Origin of the sequence: Pseudomonas sp. NY15437 (assembly GCF_048068435.1) — a bacterium.
GTDB classification, from domain to species: Bacteria; Pseudomonadota; Gammaproteobacteria; order Pseudomonadales; family Pseudomonadaceae; genus Pseudomonas; species Pseudomonas nitroreducens_B.
This window is the reverse complement of sequence record NZ_JBLUQC010000002.1, coordinates 618,908-634,350: the sequence shown is the minus strand read 5'-3', so window position 1 is coordinate 634,350 and position 15,443 is coordinate 618,908. Positions and strand designations below refer to the sequence as shown.

Sequence of the window (15,443 nt, the reverse complement as noted above, 5' to 3'; positions counted from 1 at the left end):
CTCCCATCCCGGAGACGGCCATGCAAAGCATCTTCGACCTGATCGGCTTCGGCCCTACCGGCTGGGGCCCGGCCCTGCTCAAGGGACTGCTGGTGACCCTGCAGATTTCCGTCGGCGCCTTCCTCGTTGGCCTGCTCATCGGCCTGGCCGCCGCCAGCGCCAAGATCAGCGGGCCGCGGCCATTGGCGGCGCTGGCGCGCGGCTACACCACGCTGTGCCGCGCGGTGCCGGAGCTGCTGCTGATCCTGCTGCTGTTCTACGTCGGCTCCATGGGCCTGAACCAGTTCTTCGAATGGCTCGGCTACGGCCAGGTGAAGCTCAACGGCATGATGGTGGCCATCGTCGTGCTGGGCCTGGTGCAGGGCGCCTACGCGTCGGAGATCTTCCGCGGCGCCATCCAGTCGATTCCCTACGGCCAGATCGAAGCGGCGCGCGCCTATGGCATGCACGGCTTCGGCCTGTTCCGCCGGGTGACCCTGCCGATGATGGCGCCCAACGCGCTGGCCGGCATGGCCAACCTGTGGGTCAACCTGATCAAGGACAGCGCGCTGATCAGCGTGGTGGGCACCAACGAGTTGCTCTACACCGCCAAGCAGGCCGCCGGTTCGACCCGCCACTACCTGACCTTCTACCTCACCGCGGCGGCGCTCTATTACGTGCTCACCGTGCTGTCCAACCTGTTCGCGGGCTACCTGGAGCGGCGTTTCCGCCGCTGGATTCCGGCGGTTTGAGCGAGGCGCGGCAATGAACGAACACTGGCTATTCGTCTACGGTGCCCTGCTGCTCAAGGGCCTGGGCACCACGTTGATCATCCTGCTGATCTCCGCCTCGCTGGGCTTCGTGCTGGCGCTGGGGGTTGCGCTGGCGCGGATGTCGCGCAACTTCCTGGTCTCGCGCCTGGCGCTGGCGTACACCAGCGTGATCCGCGGCACGCCGCTGCTGGTGCAGATCTACATCTTCTACTACGGCCTGGGCAGCCTCTTCGCGCAGTTCCCGCTGATCCGCGGCAGCTTCCTCTGGCCCTACTTGCGCGATGGCTTCTGGTACATCGTCATCGCCCTGGTGCTTTCGGTCGGCGCCTACGTCGGCGAGGTGGTGCGCGGTGGCCTGAAGGCCGTGCCGCGCGGCGAACTGGAGGCCGCCTCGGCGTTCGGCATGAATCGCACGCTGGTGCTCTACCGGGTGTGGCTGCCACGGGCGATCCGCCTGTTGCTGCCGACCCTGGCGGGGGAGAGCGTGATGCTGCTCAAGTCCACCGCGCTGGCCTCCACCATCGCCGTGGTCGACCTGCTCGGCGCCGCCAACGTGGTGCGCGCGCAGACTTTCCAGGTCTACCAGCCGCTGCTGCTGGTGGCGGCGATCTACATCTGCCTGACCTTCATCATCGAGGCGTTGTTCGCCGTGCTGGAACGCGCCACGCCGGTGCGCCGCGAGGCGCAGAAGCCGACGCAGCGTTCATGGCTGGCCAGGCGCCGTGCGAGGACGGCAGTTTGAGATTTCAGGGCTCGCGCGCTGGAGCGGCGCCCAACGGCATCCCACCGACGCGCCGCAGATCGTTGCCGTGCCTCATGCATAGGCGCCGCGGCGCAGCCCTTCCACCCAGCAGCGGCTGAGTTCCAGGCCGTCGGCGGCGCTGAAGTTGGTCGGGTTCAGGCACCACTCCAGCCACAGGCCGTCGAGCATGGCGGAGAGGCCGATGGCGGCCAGACGCGGGCGCGCCACGCTGAAGCCTTCGGCGTGGGCGAGCTCGCTGATGAGTTTTTCCAGGATGGCGAGGTAGCTGTGGTAGCCGCGTTCGTGCGCCTCGTTCACCGGCGGCGAGTGGCGGATCAGGCTCCAGAACACCACCCAGGGGCTGAGCAGGTCGGGGTCCAGCACCTGGGGCGAAAAGGAGCCGGTGAGGAAGGCTTCCATGCGCGCCGCCGGGTCGTTTCCGACGGCGTCGACCTGCTGGTAGAGCGCCTGGGTGACCTCGCTGGCGAGGGTCTCGTAGGCCTGGGCGACCAGCGCGTCGATGCTGCCGAAATGGTGGTTCACCAGGCCCACGGCGACGCCGGCCTCCTTGGCGATGCGGCGCACCGAGATGCCCGCGTGGCCATCGGCGACCAGGCACTTGAGGCAGGCGCGCACGAGATGGTCGCGGCGTTCCTCGGGTGTGGCGCGCTGGGCTTTCTGGCGGGGGATATCCACGGGCGGTTGTCCTGTGTGGCGGGGCCGGTGTGCGGCGAACGGCTTCGATACTAGGAGGCGCGGGGGAAGATTTCCACGGGCGATTCGGACAGAGGAGAGGATGGATGATCGATGACGTATCGTTCAGCGTGCCCGGTGATTCCGGCGCTGAGCTTCGCCTGCGCGCCTGGCGTATCGACGGCGGCAAGCCGGGGCCGGCGGTGCACCTGCAGGCCGGCGTGCACGCCGATGAAATCGCCGGGATGCTGGTGCTCCACGAACTGCTGCCGCGCCTGCGCGATGCCGCCTCGCGCGGTGTGCTCAACGGCAGCGTGACGGTGGTGCCGCAGGCCAATCCCCTGGGCACCGGGCAGTTCCGCCAGGGACGGATTCTCGGCCGACACCACGACGCGACCGCGCGCAATTTCAATCGCGGCTTCATCGCTTCGGCGGCCGCGAGCGGCACGCTGGACAACCTCACGCTGTGGCAGAAGCGCCTGGCCGAACTGGCCGCGCCGGCGGACATCGTGCTCGACCTGCACACCGACGACGAGGCGCTGCAATACCTGTACGTGCACGAGTGCTTCTGGCCCGCCGCCCAGGACCTGGCCGCGGCGCTGCGCGCGGAGCTGGCGATCATCTGGGAAGGCGACGGCGACGGTGCCTTCGAAGAGGTGGTGATTGCGCCGTGGCTGGCCGAGCAGCGTTTCGCCGGGCGCCTGGTAGCGACGGTGGAACTGCGCGGGCAGGGCGACGTCAGCGATGCGCTGGCGCAGCAGGATGCCGAGGGGCTCTATCGCTTTCTTGGCGCCCGCGGCGTGGTCAGCGACGCCGGGCCGTTGCCGGAGTGGAAAGGTGTCGCCACGCCCATGGGCTTCATGGAAACCGTGTTCGCCCCGGCGGCGGGTGTGCTGGTGTTCGAGCGGGAGCTGGGCGAGTGGATTGAGGCGGGCGAACGCTTCGCCCGGATCATCGCCCACCCCGGCGATGCCGCCAGCGAGCACATCCTGCGCGCGCCGCAGAGCGGGCTGCTCGCCACCCGCTATCGCGACCGGCTGATCCCCCGGGGCGCCATCGCCGCCAAGTTGACGGGGAGCACGACGTCCAGCACCTGGAGTTCGGGGGCGCTGGATCCATGAATGCTGCTCTTCGTAGGAGCAAGCTTGCTCGCGAACCCAGGCTCCGCAGCAGGGACTGTTCGCGAGCAAGCTCGCTCCTATAAGGCTATACGTCACAGCCAGGCGGCGTTCCAGAAGGGATAGTCTCGAACAGAGTGGACAAGTCCAGCGCGGACGGGATTGGCGACCAGGTAGCGGGCTGCGGCTTTCAAATCTTCGTCACGGCGCAAGGCGTGATCGTGATAGCCGGATTGCCAGACTTTGCCTGTGCGCTTCAGGGCTCTGTTGAACGAGATGGCAGTGTGGGATTTCAGCTGTTGCATGAAGTCGCTCAATGAACCGCTCTCGAGTTGGACCAGGTAATGCAGATGATCTGGCATCAACACCCAGGCGAGGAGTTTGGTGTGTGTCAGCTGGTGAAGCTCGCGGGCGACCGAACAGCATGCGTTCCATTGCACGAATAGCGGTTCACGTTGATAGGTAACGGTGGTCACCAGATATATCTGCCCTTCGAGCGAATGACGTCCGTTGCGCAAATGCTTGCCATGAAATCCCATCGCCAATCCCTCTCGCAAACCTGCGCCAAGGTTTGCAGAGGAGGCAGGGGCTGACTGTAGGAGCGAGCTTGCTCGCGAACCTGCGGGGTCCTGTTCGCGAGCAAGCTCGCTCCTACGAAAAGCTTTGGTGCAAATGAAAACGCCCGCACAAGGCGGGCGTTTTCGGGAGCGGCGAACTCAGTGGTGTTCGCGGGTAGCGCGGAAGGTGATGTCCGGCCAGCGCTCTTCCATCAGGCTGAGGTTGACGCGGGTCGGGGCCAGGTAGGTGAGGTGGCCGCCGCCATCGACGGAGAGGTTCTCGAACGCCTTGTCCTTGAACTCCTTGAGCTTCTTCTCGTCCTTGCACTCGATCCAGCGCGCGGACCAGACGTTGATCTGCTCGTAGGCGCACTCGACCTTGTATTCCTCCTTCAGGCGGCTGGCGACGACGTCGAACTGCAGCACGCCGACGGCGCCGAGGATGATGTCGTTGTTGCGCTCGGGGAAGAACACCTGGGTGGCGCCTTCCTCGGCCAGTTCCTGCAGGCCCTGGCGCAGCTGCTTGGACTTGAGCGGGTCCTTCAGGCGTACGCGGCGGAACAGTTCCGGGGCGAAGTGCGGGATGCCGGTGAAGCCCAGCGCCTCGCCTTCGGTGAAGGTGTCGCCGATCTGGATGGTGCCGTGGTTGTGCAGGCCGATGATGTCGCCGGCATAGGCCTCTTCCAGTTGCTCACGCTCGCTGGAGAAGAAGGTCAGCGCGTCGGCGATCTTCACGTCCTTGCCCAGGCGCACGTGGCGCATCTTCATGCCCTTCTCGTACTTGCCCGAGCAGATGCGCATGAAGGCGATGCGGTCGCGGTGCTTGGGGTCCATGTTCGCCTGGATCTTGAACACGAAGCCTGCGAACTTCTCCTCGGTCGGCGCCACGGTGCGTTCGTGGGCGCCGCGCTCCAGCGGTTGCGGGGCCCAGTCGACGATGCAGTCGAGCACCTGGTCGACACCGAAGTTGCCCAGCGCGGTACCGAAGAACACCGGGGTCATCTCGCCCTTGAGGAAGGCGTCCTTGTCGAACTCGTGGCAGGCGCCCTGCACCAGCTCCAGTTCTTCGAGGAAGTTGTCGTAGAGGTCGCCCAGGTGCGCGCGCGCCTCGTCCGAGTCGAGCTTGTCGATGATCTTCGTCTCGATGCGCTCGTGGCCGTGGCCCGGCACGTAGACGATGATCTTGTCCTGGGCGAGGTGGTACACGCCCTTGAAGTCGCGGTAGCAGCCGATCGGCCAGGTGATCGGCGCGGCCTTGATCTTCAGCACCGCTTCGATCTCGTCGAGCAGCTCGATGGGGTCGCGGATGTCGCGGTCGAGTTTGTTGATGAAGCTGACGATGGGCGTGTCGCGCAGGCGGCAGACTTCCATCAGGGCGATGGTGCGCGGCTCTACGCCCTTACCGCCGTCGAGGACCATCAGCGCCGAGTCCACCGCGGTCAGGGTGCGGTAGGTGTCTTCGGAGAAGTCTTCGTGGCCGGGGGTGTCGAGCAGGTTGATCATGTGCTCGCGGTAGGGGAACTGCATCACCGAGGTGGTGATGGAGATGCCGCGCTGTTTCTCCATTTCCATCCAGTCGGAGGTGGCGTGGCGGTCGGATTTGCGCGACTTCACGGTACCGGCGACGGCAATCGCCTTGCCCATCAGCAGGAGCTTCTCGGTAATGGTGGTCTTACCGGCGTCGGGGTGGGAAATGATCGCGAACGTGCGGCGCTTCGCGACTTCGGCGGCTTGGATGCTCATGGATGGGTGCCTGGTCGATTCGGTGAAGACGGGCGGCAAGCGGCCCGAAAAGCGCGGGATTATAGCGTAAACCGCAGCGTCGCCGGCAGACCCGGCGACGCAAGGCTTGCGGACCCTGTCGGGCGCCGTCAGTGCTGGCTGTCGGCGGCCGGCTCGGTGCCCTGGTAGAGGCGCCGCACGAGGGGGCCGATGGACAGGCCCTGGAACAGGATGGACACCAGCACCACGACGTAGGTCAGGCTCAGGATCAGGTCGCGCTGCTCGCCCAGGGGCAGGGACAGCGCCAGTGCCACCGACACGCCGCCGCGCAGGCCGCCCCAGACGAGGATGCGGATGGTGCCGGCGGGCACCTGGCGGCGGCCGTTCTCCCGCTGGCGCAGCACCAGGATGGCCGGGGCCACGGTGAGCAGGCGCGAGATCAGCACCGCGCCGCCGAGGGCGAAGGCGGCCACCACGTGCAGCCAGTTGAACGGCAGCAGGAGCAGCTCCAGGCCGATCAGGGCGAACAGCAGGGCGTTGAGGATCTCGTCGATCAGCTCCCAGAACTTGTCGATGTAGCGCCGCGTCTCGTCGGACATGGCGTAGTGGCGCGCCTGGTTGCCGATGATCAGGCCGGCCACCACCATGGCGATCGGCGCGGACACGTGCAGCCGCGCCGCCAGCGCCGCGCCGCCGATCACCAGAGCCAGGGTGAGCATCACCTCCACCTGGTACTGGTCGATGCCGCGCATCATCAGGAACACCCCGTAGCCCAGCGCCGCGCCGAACAGCACGCCGCCGATGGCTTCCTGCACGAACAGCCAGGCGATGGAGGACACGGTGGGCGTCTCGCCGGCCAGCAGGATGCCCAGCAGGATGGTGAACACCACCACGGCGGTGCCGTCGTTGAACAGCGACTCGCCGACGATGGTAGTGGCCAGCGGCTTGGGCGCGCCGGCGGACTTGAGGATGCCCAGCACCGCGATGGGGTCGGTGGGCGAGATCAGTGCGCCGAACAGCAGGCAGTAGATGAAGTCCACGTGCCAGCCGAACAGGGCGAAGGTGTAGTACGCCAGGTAGCCGATCACGGTGGTGGCGATCAGCACGCCGAAGGTGGCCAGCAGGCCGATGGGCCACTTGTAGTTGCGCAGGTCGGCGAGGTTCACGTGCAGCGCGCCGGCGAACAGCAGGGCGGGAAGGAACCAGGTCATCAGCACGTCGGAGAAGTCGATGCGGCTGATGATCTGCTGCATCTCGACCTCCAGCACCGGATAGCCCAGCAGCGACATGCCCTGGGCGATGAAGGAGAACACCAGGGCGGTGGCCATGACGCCGATGGTCGGCGGCAGGCGGATGAAGCGGTAGTTGACGTAGGTGAGCAGGGTGGTCAGCGCGATGAACGCCGCGGCCAGATCGAGCATGGCGATGAATCTCCGTGGTAGGCAAGACGCCGGCCCCGAGTGACCTATCCATGGGTCGGGGGCACGCGAAAGGAAGCCCGATGATAACCGCTGGGGCGGCCGCCGGGCGCATTCGGCGTTGGGCAAGGCGCGAATGCCGATGGTTCAGCGCGATCCGCGTTTTTTTGAAAAAAAGCGTGTCGCCCACAGCCCCCGGATCACGGGCGCTGCCGCCGATTCAGCCGCTGCGCAATGGCAGAAGGATGGCAGTTTTATTGAACGCAACGGCACGCAGGAGGGTCCATCCCTTCGTGTCGGCAATCCGCAAGTGCTTGATTCCCGTCACCTTTAATCACGGTCCCGGCGAGCATTCTGGACGGGATCGAGCGTCAAGTGAGCGTGGCGATGCCAGTCGCCGCGCACCCGAAGGGAGTCCCCCAACCATGGTGAAAACCACCACGGGCAAGGCCCTGTTCGGCGTCTGCTTCGCAGTCGTTGTGCTGGCCCTGCTGATCCACTGGATCACCCCCGCCACCCTGTGGCAGTACCGCGAAGACCTGCTGTTCTACCTGCAGGCGCACCTGGTGCTGGTGTTCGCGTCCATGCTGGCCGCCGTCGCGGTCGGTATCCCCGCCGGCATCCTGCTCAGCCGCCCCACGCTGCAGGGGCAGGCCGAGCGCCTGATGCAGGTGTTCAACGTCGGCAACACCATTCCGCCGCTGGCCGTACTGGCCATCGCCCTGGCGATCGTCGGGATCGGCAACGGCCCGGCCATCCTCGCGCTGTTCCTCGCCTCGCTGCTGCCCATCGTGCGCAACACCTACGAAGGCCTGCGCGCCGTGCCCGCTTCGCTGAAGGAAGCCGCCACCGGCATCGGCATGACACCGCGCCAGGTGCTGCTGCGCGTCGAACTGCCCAACGCGGTGCCGCTGATCATGGGCGGCGTGCGTATCGCCCTGGCGCTGAACGTCGGCTCGGCACCGCTGGCCTTCCTGATCGGCGCCAACAGCCTGGGCAGCCTGATCTTCCCCGGCATCGCCCTGGACGACCAATCCAAGCTGCTGCTCGGCGCCGTGTGCACCGCGCTGCTGGCGCTGGTGCTCGACGGCCTGGTGGTGCTGTTCAGCCGCACGCTGCTGGAGCGGGGGCTGACACGATGAAAGGACTCGCCATGAAACCATTGCTCGGCGCGCTGGGCGTGCTGCTTCTCGCCGCCACCGCCACTGCCCACGCGGCCGATGTGATCCGCATCGGCGGCAAGCCGTTCACCGAACAGCGCATCCTCACGGCCCTGACCGCGCAGTACCTGCAGAGCAAGGGCTACGCGGTGAAGGTCACCAACGGCCTGGGCAGCACCCTGGCGCGCAGTGCCCAGGAGAGCGGCCAGCTGGACCTGGTCTGGGAGTACACCGGCTCGTCGCTGATCGTCTACAACAAGGTCACCGAGAAGCTCGATGCCCAGCAGTCCCTGGCCAAGGTGCGCGAGCTGGACGCCAAAAAGGGCCTGGTCTGGCCCAAGCCCGCACCGTTCAACAACACCTACGCGCTGGCGATGCCCGAGGAGAAGGCCGAGGAACTCGGCGTCCACACCCTGAGCGATCTGGCCCGGGTGATGAAGGAGCAGGGCGAGGGCAAGACCCACCTGTTCGCCATGGACCCGGAATTCGCCGGGCGCCCCGACGGTCTGGGGCCGATGAGCCAGCTGTATGGCTTCCACTTCACCCGCGACGACGTGCGCCAGATGGATGCCGGGTTGGTCTACACCGCGCTGAAGAATCGCCAGGTGTTCGTCGGCCTCGTCTACACCACCGATGGCCGCCTGAAGGACTTCAAGCTGCGCGTGCTCAAGGACGACAAGCAGTACTTCCCCTTCTACAACGCTGCCCCGGTGATGCGCGCCGACCTGGTGGAGAAGCATCCGGAACTGAAGACCCTGTTCGAGCCCCTCTCCGACCTGCTCGACGACAAGACCATGCAGGCGCTCAACGCCCAGGTCGATATCGAGCAGGAGCCGCCGCAGCGCGTCGCCCGGAAGTTCCTGGACGAGCACGGCCTGCTGGGCGACAAGGCGCAGCCCTCGAATGACCAGCCCACCGGGAAGGAGAACTGACATGGACTTCATGACCGTGATCTCGCGCCTGGACTGGTCCCAGGTCGGCCAACTCACCCTCGAGCACCTGATGCTGGTGTCCATCGCCGTGGGCCTGGCCATCCTCGTCGGCGTGCCGCTGGGTGTGCTGATGACACGCTTCAAGTGGCTCGCCGGGCCGCTGCAGGGCGCCGCCACCGTGGTGCTGACCATCCCGTCCATCGCGCTGTTCGGCCTGATGCTGCCGCTGTATTCGAAGATCGGCCAGGGCCTGGGCCCGCTGCCGGCGATCACCGCGGTGTTCCTCTATTCGCTGCTGCCGATCCTGCGCAACACCTACCTGGCGCTGACCAACGTCGAGCCCGGCATCCGCGAAGCCGGCAAGGGCATCGGCATGACCTTCTGGCAGCGTCTGCGGATGGTCGACATTCCCATCGCCGTGCCAGTGATCCTCGCTGGTGTGCGCACCGCCGTGGTGATGAACATCGGCGTGATGACCATCGCCGCGGTGATCGGCGCCGGCGGCCTGGGCGTGCTCATCCTCAATTCCATCAGCCAATCCAACATGCCGATGCTGGTGGTCGGCGCCGTGCTGGTGAGCCTCCTGGCGATCGCCGCCGACCTGCTGCTGCAATGGCTGCAGCGTGCGCTCACCCCCAAGGGCCTGCGCCCGCAGACAGGAGACTGAACATGATCGAACTCGACCAACTGACCAAGACCTTCACCCTCAAGGACGGCAAGGAGTTCCGCGCCGTGGACAAGGTCAGCCTGACCGTGGAGAAGGGCGAGATCTGCGTGTTCCTCGGGCCGTCCGGTTGCGGCAAGACCACCACGCTGAAGATGATCAACCGCATCATCCAGCCCACCTCCGGCCGCGTGCTGATCGATGGGCAGGACACCCGCGAGCTGGACGAGGTGACTCTGCGCCGGCACATCGGTTACGTGATCCAGCAGATCGGCCTGTTCCCCAACATGACCATCGAGGAGAACATCATGGTCGTGCCGCGCCTGCTCGGCTGGGACAAGCAGAAGTGCAAGGACAAGGCCCGCGAGCTGATGGCCATGGTCAAGCTCGAACCCAAGCAGTACCTGTCGCGCTACCCGCGCGAGCTTTCCGGCGGGCAGCAACAGCGCATCGGCGTGATTCGCGCGCTGGCGGCCGATGCGCCGCTGCTGCTGATGGACGAGCCGTTCGGCGCGGTGGACCCGATCAACCGCGAGTCGATCCAGAACGAGTTCTTCGAGCTGCAGCGCAAGCTCGGCATGACCGTGATCATGGTCAGCCACGACATCGACGAGGCGATCAAGCTGGGCGACAAGGTGGCGGTGTTCAAGAGCGGCCGGCTGCTCCAGTTCGACCATCCGGACACCCTGCTGGCGCACCCGGCGGACGAATTCGTCAGCGCCTTCACCGGCCAGGACAGCACCCTGAAGCGCCTGCTGCTGGTGCGCGCCGAGGATGCCGCCGACAGCAGCATCGTCACCGCCAGCCCGGAGACACCGGTGGCCGAGGCGCTGGAGAAGATGGAGGAGGACGACCGCCGCTACCTGGTGGTGGTGGACGCCAACGGCAAGGGCCTGGGTTACGTGCGCCGCAAGGAGCTGCGCCGCCAGGACGGTGTGTGCGGCAACTTCCTCAACGAATTCCGCGTTACCGCCAGCCACGACGAGCACCTGCGCATCCTGTTGTCGCGCATGTACGAGTTCAACAGTTCGTGGCTGCCGGTGCTGGATGCCGAGGGGCAATTCCTTGGCGAGGTGACGCAGGAGTCGATTGCCGATTACCTGAGTTCGGGGCGCTCGCGCGGCAGCAAGGGCATCATCGTGTCGCCGGCGGCGGTAGCGCAGGCTTCCTAAGGTTTCCGGTGGGCGCGTGCCCCTCACCCTCACCCTCTCCCGGAGGGAGAGGGGACCGTCCGGAGTTTGTTGGCGGGCCAGCGTCAGCCTGTCCATCCGCGACAGACTTCCGGCCTGCTCGGGTTACCCCCTCTCCCTTTGGGAGAGGGCAGGGGCGAGGGGTGGCGTCCGCTCCGAAATTCCCGAAAAAATCCTCGCCCGCCCCACCCATCCTTATCAGCTGAACTCCCCCCTCTGTCACCGGTCGTTAACCCAGTAGGACGATGATGCAAAAGATCGTCGAAAGCCCCGTCCTGTGCGGTATTCCGTGCATTTTGTTGAGTATCCGAAACAGTCAACCGGCAGTGCGACAAAGGGATGTAAAAAAGCGGCAATCCAGGGTTGAACTCATGAACTTCAGGTCCTAAAGTTCGCGCCCGAACGTCCATGCTGGAAACGATCCATCCGGCTCAAGTACTGACGACGAGAGTCAGCCTGACTATTGAGCTCAGGTGATACTCGGCGACATGCCTTGGGAAGTAGGCGAACCAAAGTGGGGAAACGGATTCGACGTTCAGCTTCACCCCTACGAATAACCTGTTCTGCCATTTGGAGTCCCAACCATGTCCATCAAGGTCGAGGATTACTTCGCCCCCGAAACCTTCCAGCGCATGAAGGCGTTTGCCGACAAGCAGGAAACCCCCTTCGTCGTCATCGACAAGCAGACCATCGCCGACGCCTACGACCAGCTGACCGACTGCTTCCCGTTCGCCAAGATCTACTACGCGGTGAAGGCCAACCCCGCCACCGAGATCACCGAGCTGCTGCGCGACAAGGGGTCGAACTTCGACATCGCCTCCATCTATGAGCTGGACAAGGTGATGAAGACCGGCGTGCGCGCCGAGCAGATCAGCTACGGCAACACCATCAAGAAAGCCCGCGACATTCGCTACTTCTACGAGAAGGGCGTGCGCCTGTTCGCCACCGACTCCGAAGCCGACCTGCGCAACATCGCCAAGGCCGCGCCGGGCTCCAAGGTCTACGTGCGCATCCTCACCGAAGGCTCCACCTCGGCCGACTGGCCGCTGTCGCGCAAATTCGGCTGCCAGTCCGACATGGCCATGGACCTGCTGGTGCTGGCCCGCGACCTGGGCCTGGTGCCCTACGGTGTGTCCTTCCACGTGGGTTCGCAGCAGCGCGACATCGGCGTGTGGGATGCGGCCATCGCCAAGGTCAAGGTCATCTTCGAGCGCCTGAAGGAAGAAGACGGCATCGAGCTGAAGCTGATCAACATGGGTGGTGGCTTCCCGGCCAACTACATCGCCAAGACCAACAGCCTGGAAACCTACGCCGAGGAAATCATCCGCTTCCTCAAGGAAGACTTCGGTGACGACCTGCCGGAAATCATCCTCGAGCCGGGCCGCTCGCTGATCGCCAACGCCGGCATCCTGGTCAGCGAAGTCGTGCTGGTGGCGCGCAAGTCGCGCACCGCGGTGGAGCGCTGGGTGTTCACCGACGTAGGCAAGTTCTCCGGCCTGATCGAAACCATGGACGAGTCCATCAAGTTTCCGATCCACGTGGAGAAGGCGGGCGAGCTGGAAGAAGTGGTCATCGCCGGCCCCACCTGCGACAGCGCGGACATCATGTACGAGCACTACAAGTACGGCCTGCCGCTGAACCTGGCTGCCGGCGACCGCCTGTACTGGCTGTCCACCGGCGCCTACACCACCAGCTACAGTGCGGTGGAGTTCAACGGCTTCCCGCCGCTGAAGGCGTTCTACCTGTAAGCCTTGCTGCACGAAAAAGCCCCGCATCCGCGGGGCTTTTTATTTGGGTAGGAGCGGACCTTGTCCGCGAAATCCCGCGCGGTCCCCTGTAGGAGCGGGCCATGCCCGCGATCCGCCGGCAGGGCCGGCGCTGTCTTTTTACTGGCGTTTTGGGGCTGCTTGCTGCGTTGGCGTGGGGGGCCAGCGCCGCTTCGGCGTGCGCGCGGGCTTCCTGTTTCGCCCCCTCGGGCGAGTCCCTTTTGGCAAACGCCCCAAAAGGAACCAAAAGGTCTTGCCCCGGACATCCGGTTTTTCGCTCAGGCGAAAAATTCCCTCGCTCCAGCGAAGTTCCAGGGGCCCGCCGCGGTGGGCCATCCCTGGCCCATCGCGGCTCTCGCGGCATCCATGCCGCTCAACCCCTGAAACTCCGCTTCCACTCGGCCTCCTGAACGGGGCGATGCGCAGCGCGCGGACGTTTCTCTGGAAACCTTCATGAGCCAATGCCAATGGCGGACGGCTCGTCGTAGGAGCGGACCCTGTCCGCGAAATCCACCGCACTGACGCCGAGGTTTCAGGTGTAAGCCGGGGCATTCCCAGGCACCGGCGTTGCGGTGTAGGAGCGGGCCATGCCCGCGATCGCGCGCATGGCGCGCTCCTACAGGTCAACTTCGGCGTTCCGGTTCGCGTAGGAGCGGACCTTGTCCGCGAAATCCTCCGCGGCGGCCCACGGAGTAACCGGAAACCATCGAGGTAGCACGCCACCCGTAGGAGCGAGCTTGCTCGCGAACCGCACTCTGCCGCCTTTACCCTGGTGATACCGAGGCTGTCACTGCACCGTCGGGCCCAATGAAAAACGCCCCGCAATGGCGGGGCGTTTTTCAGGACATCCGGGACGACTCAACCCTCCTTGGGTTGCGCCGGTTCCGGTGTCTGCGCGGTGGCCGGCGCCTTGGCGTCCTTGGCGATTTCCTGCGGCGCGGGCTGGTCCTGCGGCAGTTTGTCGAACTCGTGCAGGCCGTCTTTCTTGTACGGGTCGCCGATCCAGCGCGGGGCGACGACGAACTGCGGGCTCACCAGGCTCTTGGCCGGCTCGTAACGGTCGTAGCTCAGGCCGGCGAGGTCGGACAGGGTGTGGATCAGGTGCGAGCTGCTGTACGCACGGTCGGCTACCGCCTTCAGGTCGCGCGGGTGGGCGGCTTGCCAGCTCGGCGAGGTCCAGACCATGAACGGAATGGTGTACATCGGCCGGGTCGGGGCCATTTCGTTGCGGCCCAGGCGGTCGTGGTTGCCCGAGCTGTAGACGTCCTCGCCGTGGTCGGAGAGGTAGACCATGAAGCCGTTGGCGCTGGACTCGGCGTAACGCTTGATCAGGCTCGACACCACGAAGTCGTTGTAGCGCACCGCGTTGTCGTAGAAGTTGTAAGTCTCCACCTGGTCATCCGACAGCGCCGAGGGCACGCCCTGGCGGTCCTTGAAGTAGGCGAACTCTTCGGGATAGCGGTAGCGGTAGTCCATGTGCGTGCCCAGCAGGTGGACCACGATGAACTTCTTCTGCGCCGGGTCCTTCAGGGCCTTCTCGAACGGGTCCAGCACCACGCCGTCGTACTGGCTGGCGTTCTGGTTGCGCTGGTTGTTCAGGTACGCCTGCTCGTCCGTCTGCTGGGAGAAGGTGGTGAGCATGGTGTTGCGCTTGGTCATCGTCTGCTGGTTGGTGATCCAGAAGGTCTTGTAGCCCGCCTGTTTCATCAGGTTGATCAGCGACGGATCGGTGAGGAATCTGTCCGGGTTCTGCTCGTCGCCGAAGGTGAGGATCTGCTGCATCACCTCGATGGTGTAGGGGCGCGGCGCCACCACGTTCTGGAACACCGTCAGGCCCTGGCCGCTGGCGGCGAGGGCGTCGAGGTTCGGCGTGGTATCGCGGCCGTAGCCGTACAGGTGCATGTGCTGGCGGGTAGTGGATTCGCCCAGTACCAGCACCAGGGTGCGCGGTTCGTCGCCGCTGCTGTCCTTGAGGTTCTGCAGGGGCGGCAGGGAGGCGTTCTGTTGCAGCAGCTTCTGCATGTTGTCCAGCTGCTGGCGGTACTGGACATAGCCCACCACCAGTTGCCACGGTACCGCCGGCTCCATGCGCGACTGCACCTTTTCCAGCGCCTGGGCGAAGGTGCGCTCCTGGGTGACCATCTGCTTGTAGAAGGGGTAGAACAGGTTCATCACCACCAGCAGCACGGCCAGTGGCACGCGGGCGTAGGCCGGCATGCTGATGGGGCGGATGCGCTTCCACAGCAGCACCGCGACCACGCTGTAGGCCAGCAGCGCCAGGCACAGCCAGAGGCTGAAGTACTGGCTGAAGTACTCGCCGGCTTCGGCGGTGTTCGACTCGAACATCACGAAGATGACGCTCTGCGAGAACTCCTGATGGTAGATGCCGAAGTAGCTCAGGCCTACCAGCGAGGCGCCCCACAGCACCAGGCCGATGATGGCGGCGATGCCCTTGGTGAAACGCGGCAGCAGCAGCGGCGGCGCGAGCCACAGGCTGCTGAGGAAGAAGGCGTCACGGAAGCCGGCGAAGCCGGTGGTGCCGCTGAACAGGATCAGCGCCTGGGTAACGCCGGAGAAGTACCAGAAGAACAGCAGGAGCCAGCCCAGGGCGGCCCAGTCCACGCGTTTGCGCGCTGCGGGGGATGTGGTGTTCGACACTTGCGCCTCGTCGTTGCCAGGCGGCTGCCGAACACTCCGGCAGCCAGGGTAGCCGGCAAAGGTAGCAGGAC

General features: G+C 65.4%; 14 protein-coding genes. 9 read left to right on the top strand and 5 right to left on the bottom strand.

Annotation, left to right across the window (positions count from 1 at the left end; all coding sequences use genetic code 11):
- Positions 1 to 20 precede the first annotated feature (20 nt).
- Both ACNFIA_RS06985 and ACNFIA_RS06980 read left to right on the top strand, forming a co-directional pair.
- Positions 21 to 731, top strand: a complete 711-nt coding sequence (locus ACNFIA_RS06985) for an ABC transporter permease (protein WP_259759306.1) — start codon at positions 21 to 23, stop codon at positions 729 to 731.
- A 13-nt stretch (positions 732 to 744) separates the two neighbouring features.
- The gene (locus tag ACNFIA_RS06980; RefSeq protein ID WP_259759307.1) at positions 745 to 1,494 is read left to right on the top strand and encodes an ABC transporter permease; all 750 of its coding nucleotides are present in this window, start codon (positions 745 to 747) and stop codon (positions 1,492 to 1,494) included.
- A gap of 72 nt (positions 1,495 to 1,566) precedes the next feature.
- On the opposite strand, the gene ACNFIA_RS06975 is transcribed toward ACNFIA_RS06980, so the two are convergent.
- Positions 1,567 to 2,190 (bottom strand): TetR/AcrR family transcriptional regulator, encoded by a 624-nt coding sequence (locus ACNFIA_RS06975; protein ID WP_259759308.1) that lies wholly within the window; start codon positions 2,188 to 2,190, stop codon positions 1,567 to 1,569.
- A 104-nt stretch (positions 2,191 to 2,294) separates the two neighbouring features.
- Here ACNFIA_RS06975 and ACNFIA_RS06970 point away from each other — a divergent pair, with 104 nt between their 5' ends.
- Complete coding sequence (locus ACNFIA_RS06970; protein ID WP_416783611.1) at positions 2,295 to 3,308, top strand: succinylglutamate desuccinylase/aspartoacylase domain-containing protein; 1,014 nt, start codon at positions 2,295 to 2,297, stop codon at positions 3,306 to 3,308.
- A 92-nt stretch (positions 3,309 to 3,400) separates the two neighbouring features.
- On the opposite strand, the gene ACNFIA_RS06965 is transcribed toward ACNFIA_RS06970, so the two are convergent.
- The 3 genes from ACNFIA_RS06965 to ACNFIA_RS06955 form a co-directional block, all read right to left on the bottom strand.
- Complete coding sequence (locus tag ACNFIA_RS06965) at positions 3,401 to 3,844, bottom strand: REP-associated tyrosine transposase (protein ID WP_416783610.1); 444 nt, start codon at positions 3,842 to 3,844, stop codon at positions 3,401 to 3,403.
- A 177-nt stretch (positions 3,845 to 4,021) separates the two neighbouring features.
- Positions 4,022 to 5,605, bottom strand: coding sequence for a peptide chain release factor 3 (locus ACNFIA_RS06960; RefSeq protein WP_416783609.1), 1,584 nt, complete (start codon positions 5,603 to 5,605; stop codon positions 4,022 to 4,024).
- Between the two features lie 128 nt (positions 5,606 to 5,733).
- Positions 5,734 to 7,005, bottom strand: a complete 1,272-nt coding sequence (locus ACNFIA_RS06955; RefSeq protein ID WP_259759312.1) for a cation:proton antiporter — start codon at positions 7,003 to 7,005, stop codon at positions 5,734 to 5,736.
- Positions 7,006 to 7,144: 139 nt separating this feature from the next.
- Between ACNFIA_RS06955 and ACNFIA_RS06950 the strand changes: the two genes are divergently transcribed.
- From ACNFIA_RS06950 to ACNFIA_RS06925, 6 genes are all read left to right on the top strand, one after another.
- Entirely contained in the window at positions 7,145 to 7,336 is a 192-nt protein-coding gene (locus ACNFIA_RS06950; RefSeq protein ID WP_416783607.1) for a hypothetical protein, read from the top strand.
- 91 nt (positions 7,337 to 7,427) lie between these two features.
- Positions 7,428 to 8,144, top strand: a complete 717-nt coding sequence (locus ACNFIA_RS06945; RefSeq protein WP_416783605.1) for an ABC transporter permease — start codon at positions 7,428 to 7,430, stop codon at positions 8,142 to 8,144.
- A gap of 11 nt (positions 8,145 to 8,155) precedes the next feature.
- Positions 8,156 to 9,094 carry a glycine betaine ABC transporter substrate-binding protein gene (locus ACNFIA_RS06940; RefSeq protein WP_416783604.1) on the top strand — a complete coding sequence of 313 codons (939 nt, stop codon included), beginning with the start codon at positions 8,156 to 8,158 and terminating at the stop codon, positions 9,092 to 9,094.
- 1 nt (position 9,095) lies between these two features.
- The gene (locus tag ACNFIA_RS06935; RefSeq protein ID WP_259759315.1) at positions 9,096 to 9,761 is read left to right on the top strand and encodes an ABC transporter permease; all 666 of its coding nucleotides are present in this window, start codon (positions 9,096 to 9,098) and stop codon (positions 9,759 to 9,761) included.
- Positions 9,762 to 9,763: 2 nt separating this feature from the next.
- Positions 9,764 to 10,930 (top strand): betaine/proline/choline family ABC transporter ATP-binding protein, encoded by a 1,167-nt coding sequence (locus ACNFIA_RS06930; protein ID WP_416783601.1) that lies wholly within the window; start codon positions 9,764 to 9,766, stop codon positions 10,928 to 10,930.
- A gap of 602 nt (positions 10,931 to 11,532) precedes the next feature.
- Positions 11,533 to 12,696, top strand: a complete 1,164-nt coding sequence (locus ACNFIA_RS06925) for a type III PLP-dependent enzyme (RefSeq protein WP_088421176.1) — start codon at positions 11,533 to 11,535, stop codon at positions 12,694 to 12,696.
- An 876-nt stretch (positions 12,697 to 13,572) separates the two neighbouring features.
- Here the strand turns inward: ACNFIA_RS06925 and ACNFIA_RS06920 are convergent.
- On the bottom strand, positions 13,573 to 15,372 hold the full coding sequence (locus ACNFIA_RS06920; RefSeq protein WP_416783599.1) for a phosphoethanolamine transferase CptA: 1,800 nt from the start codon (positions 15,370 to 15,372) through the stop codon (positions 13,573 to 13,575).
- Positions 15,373 to 15,443 lie beyond the last annotated feature (71 nt).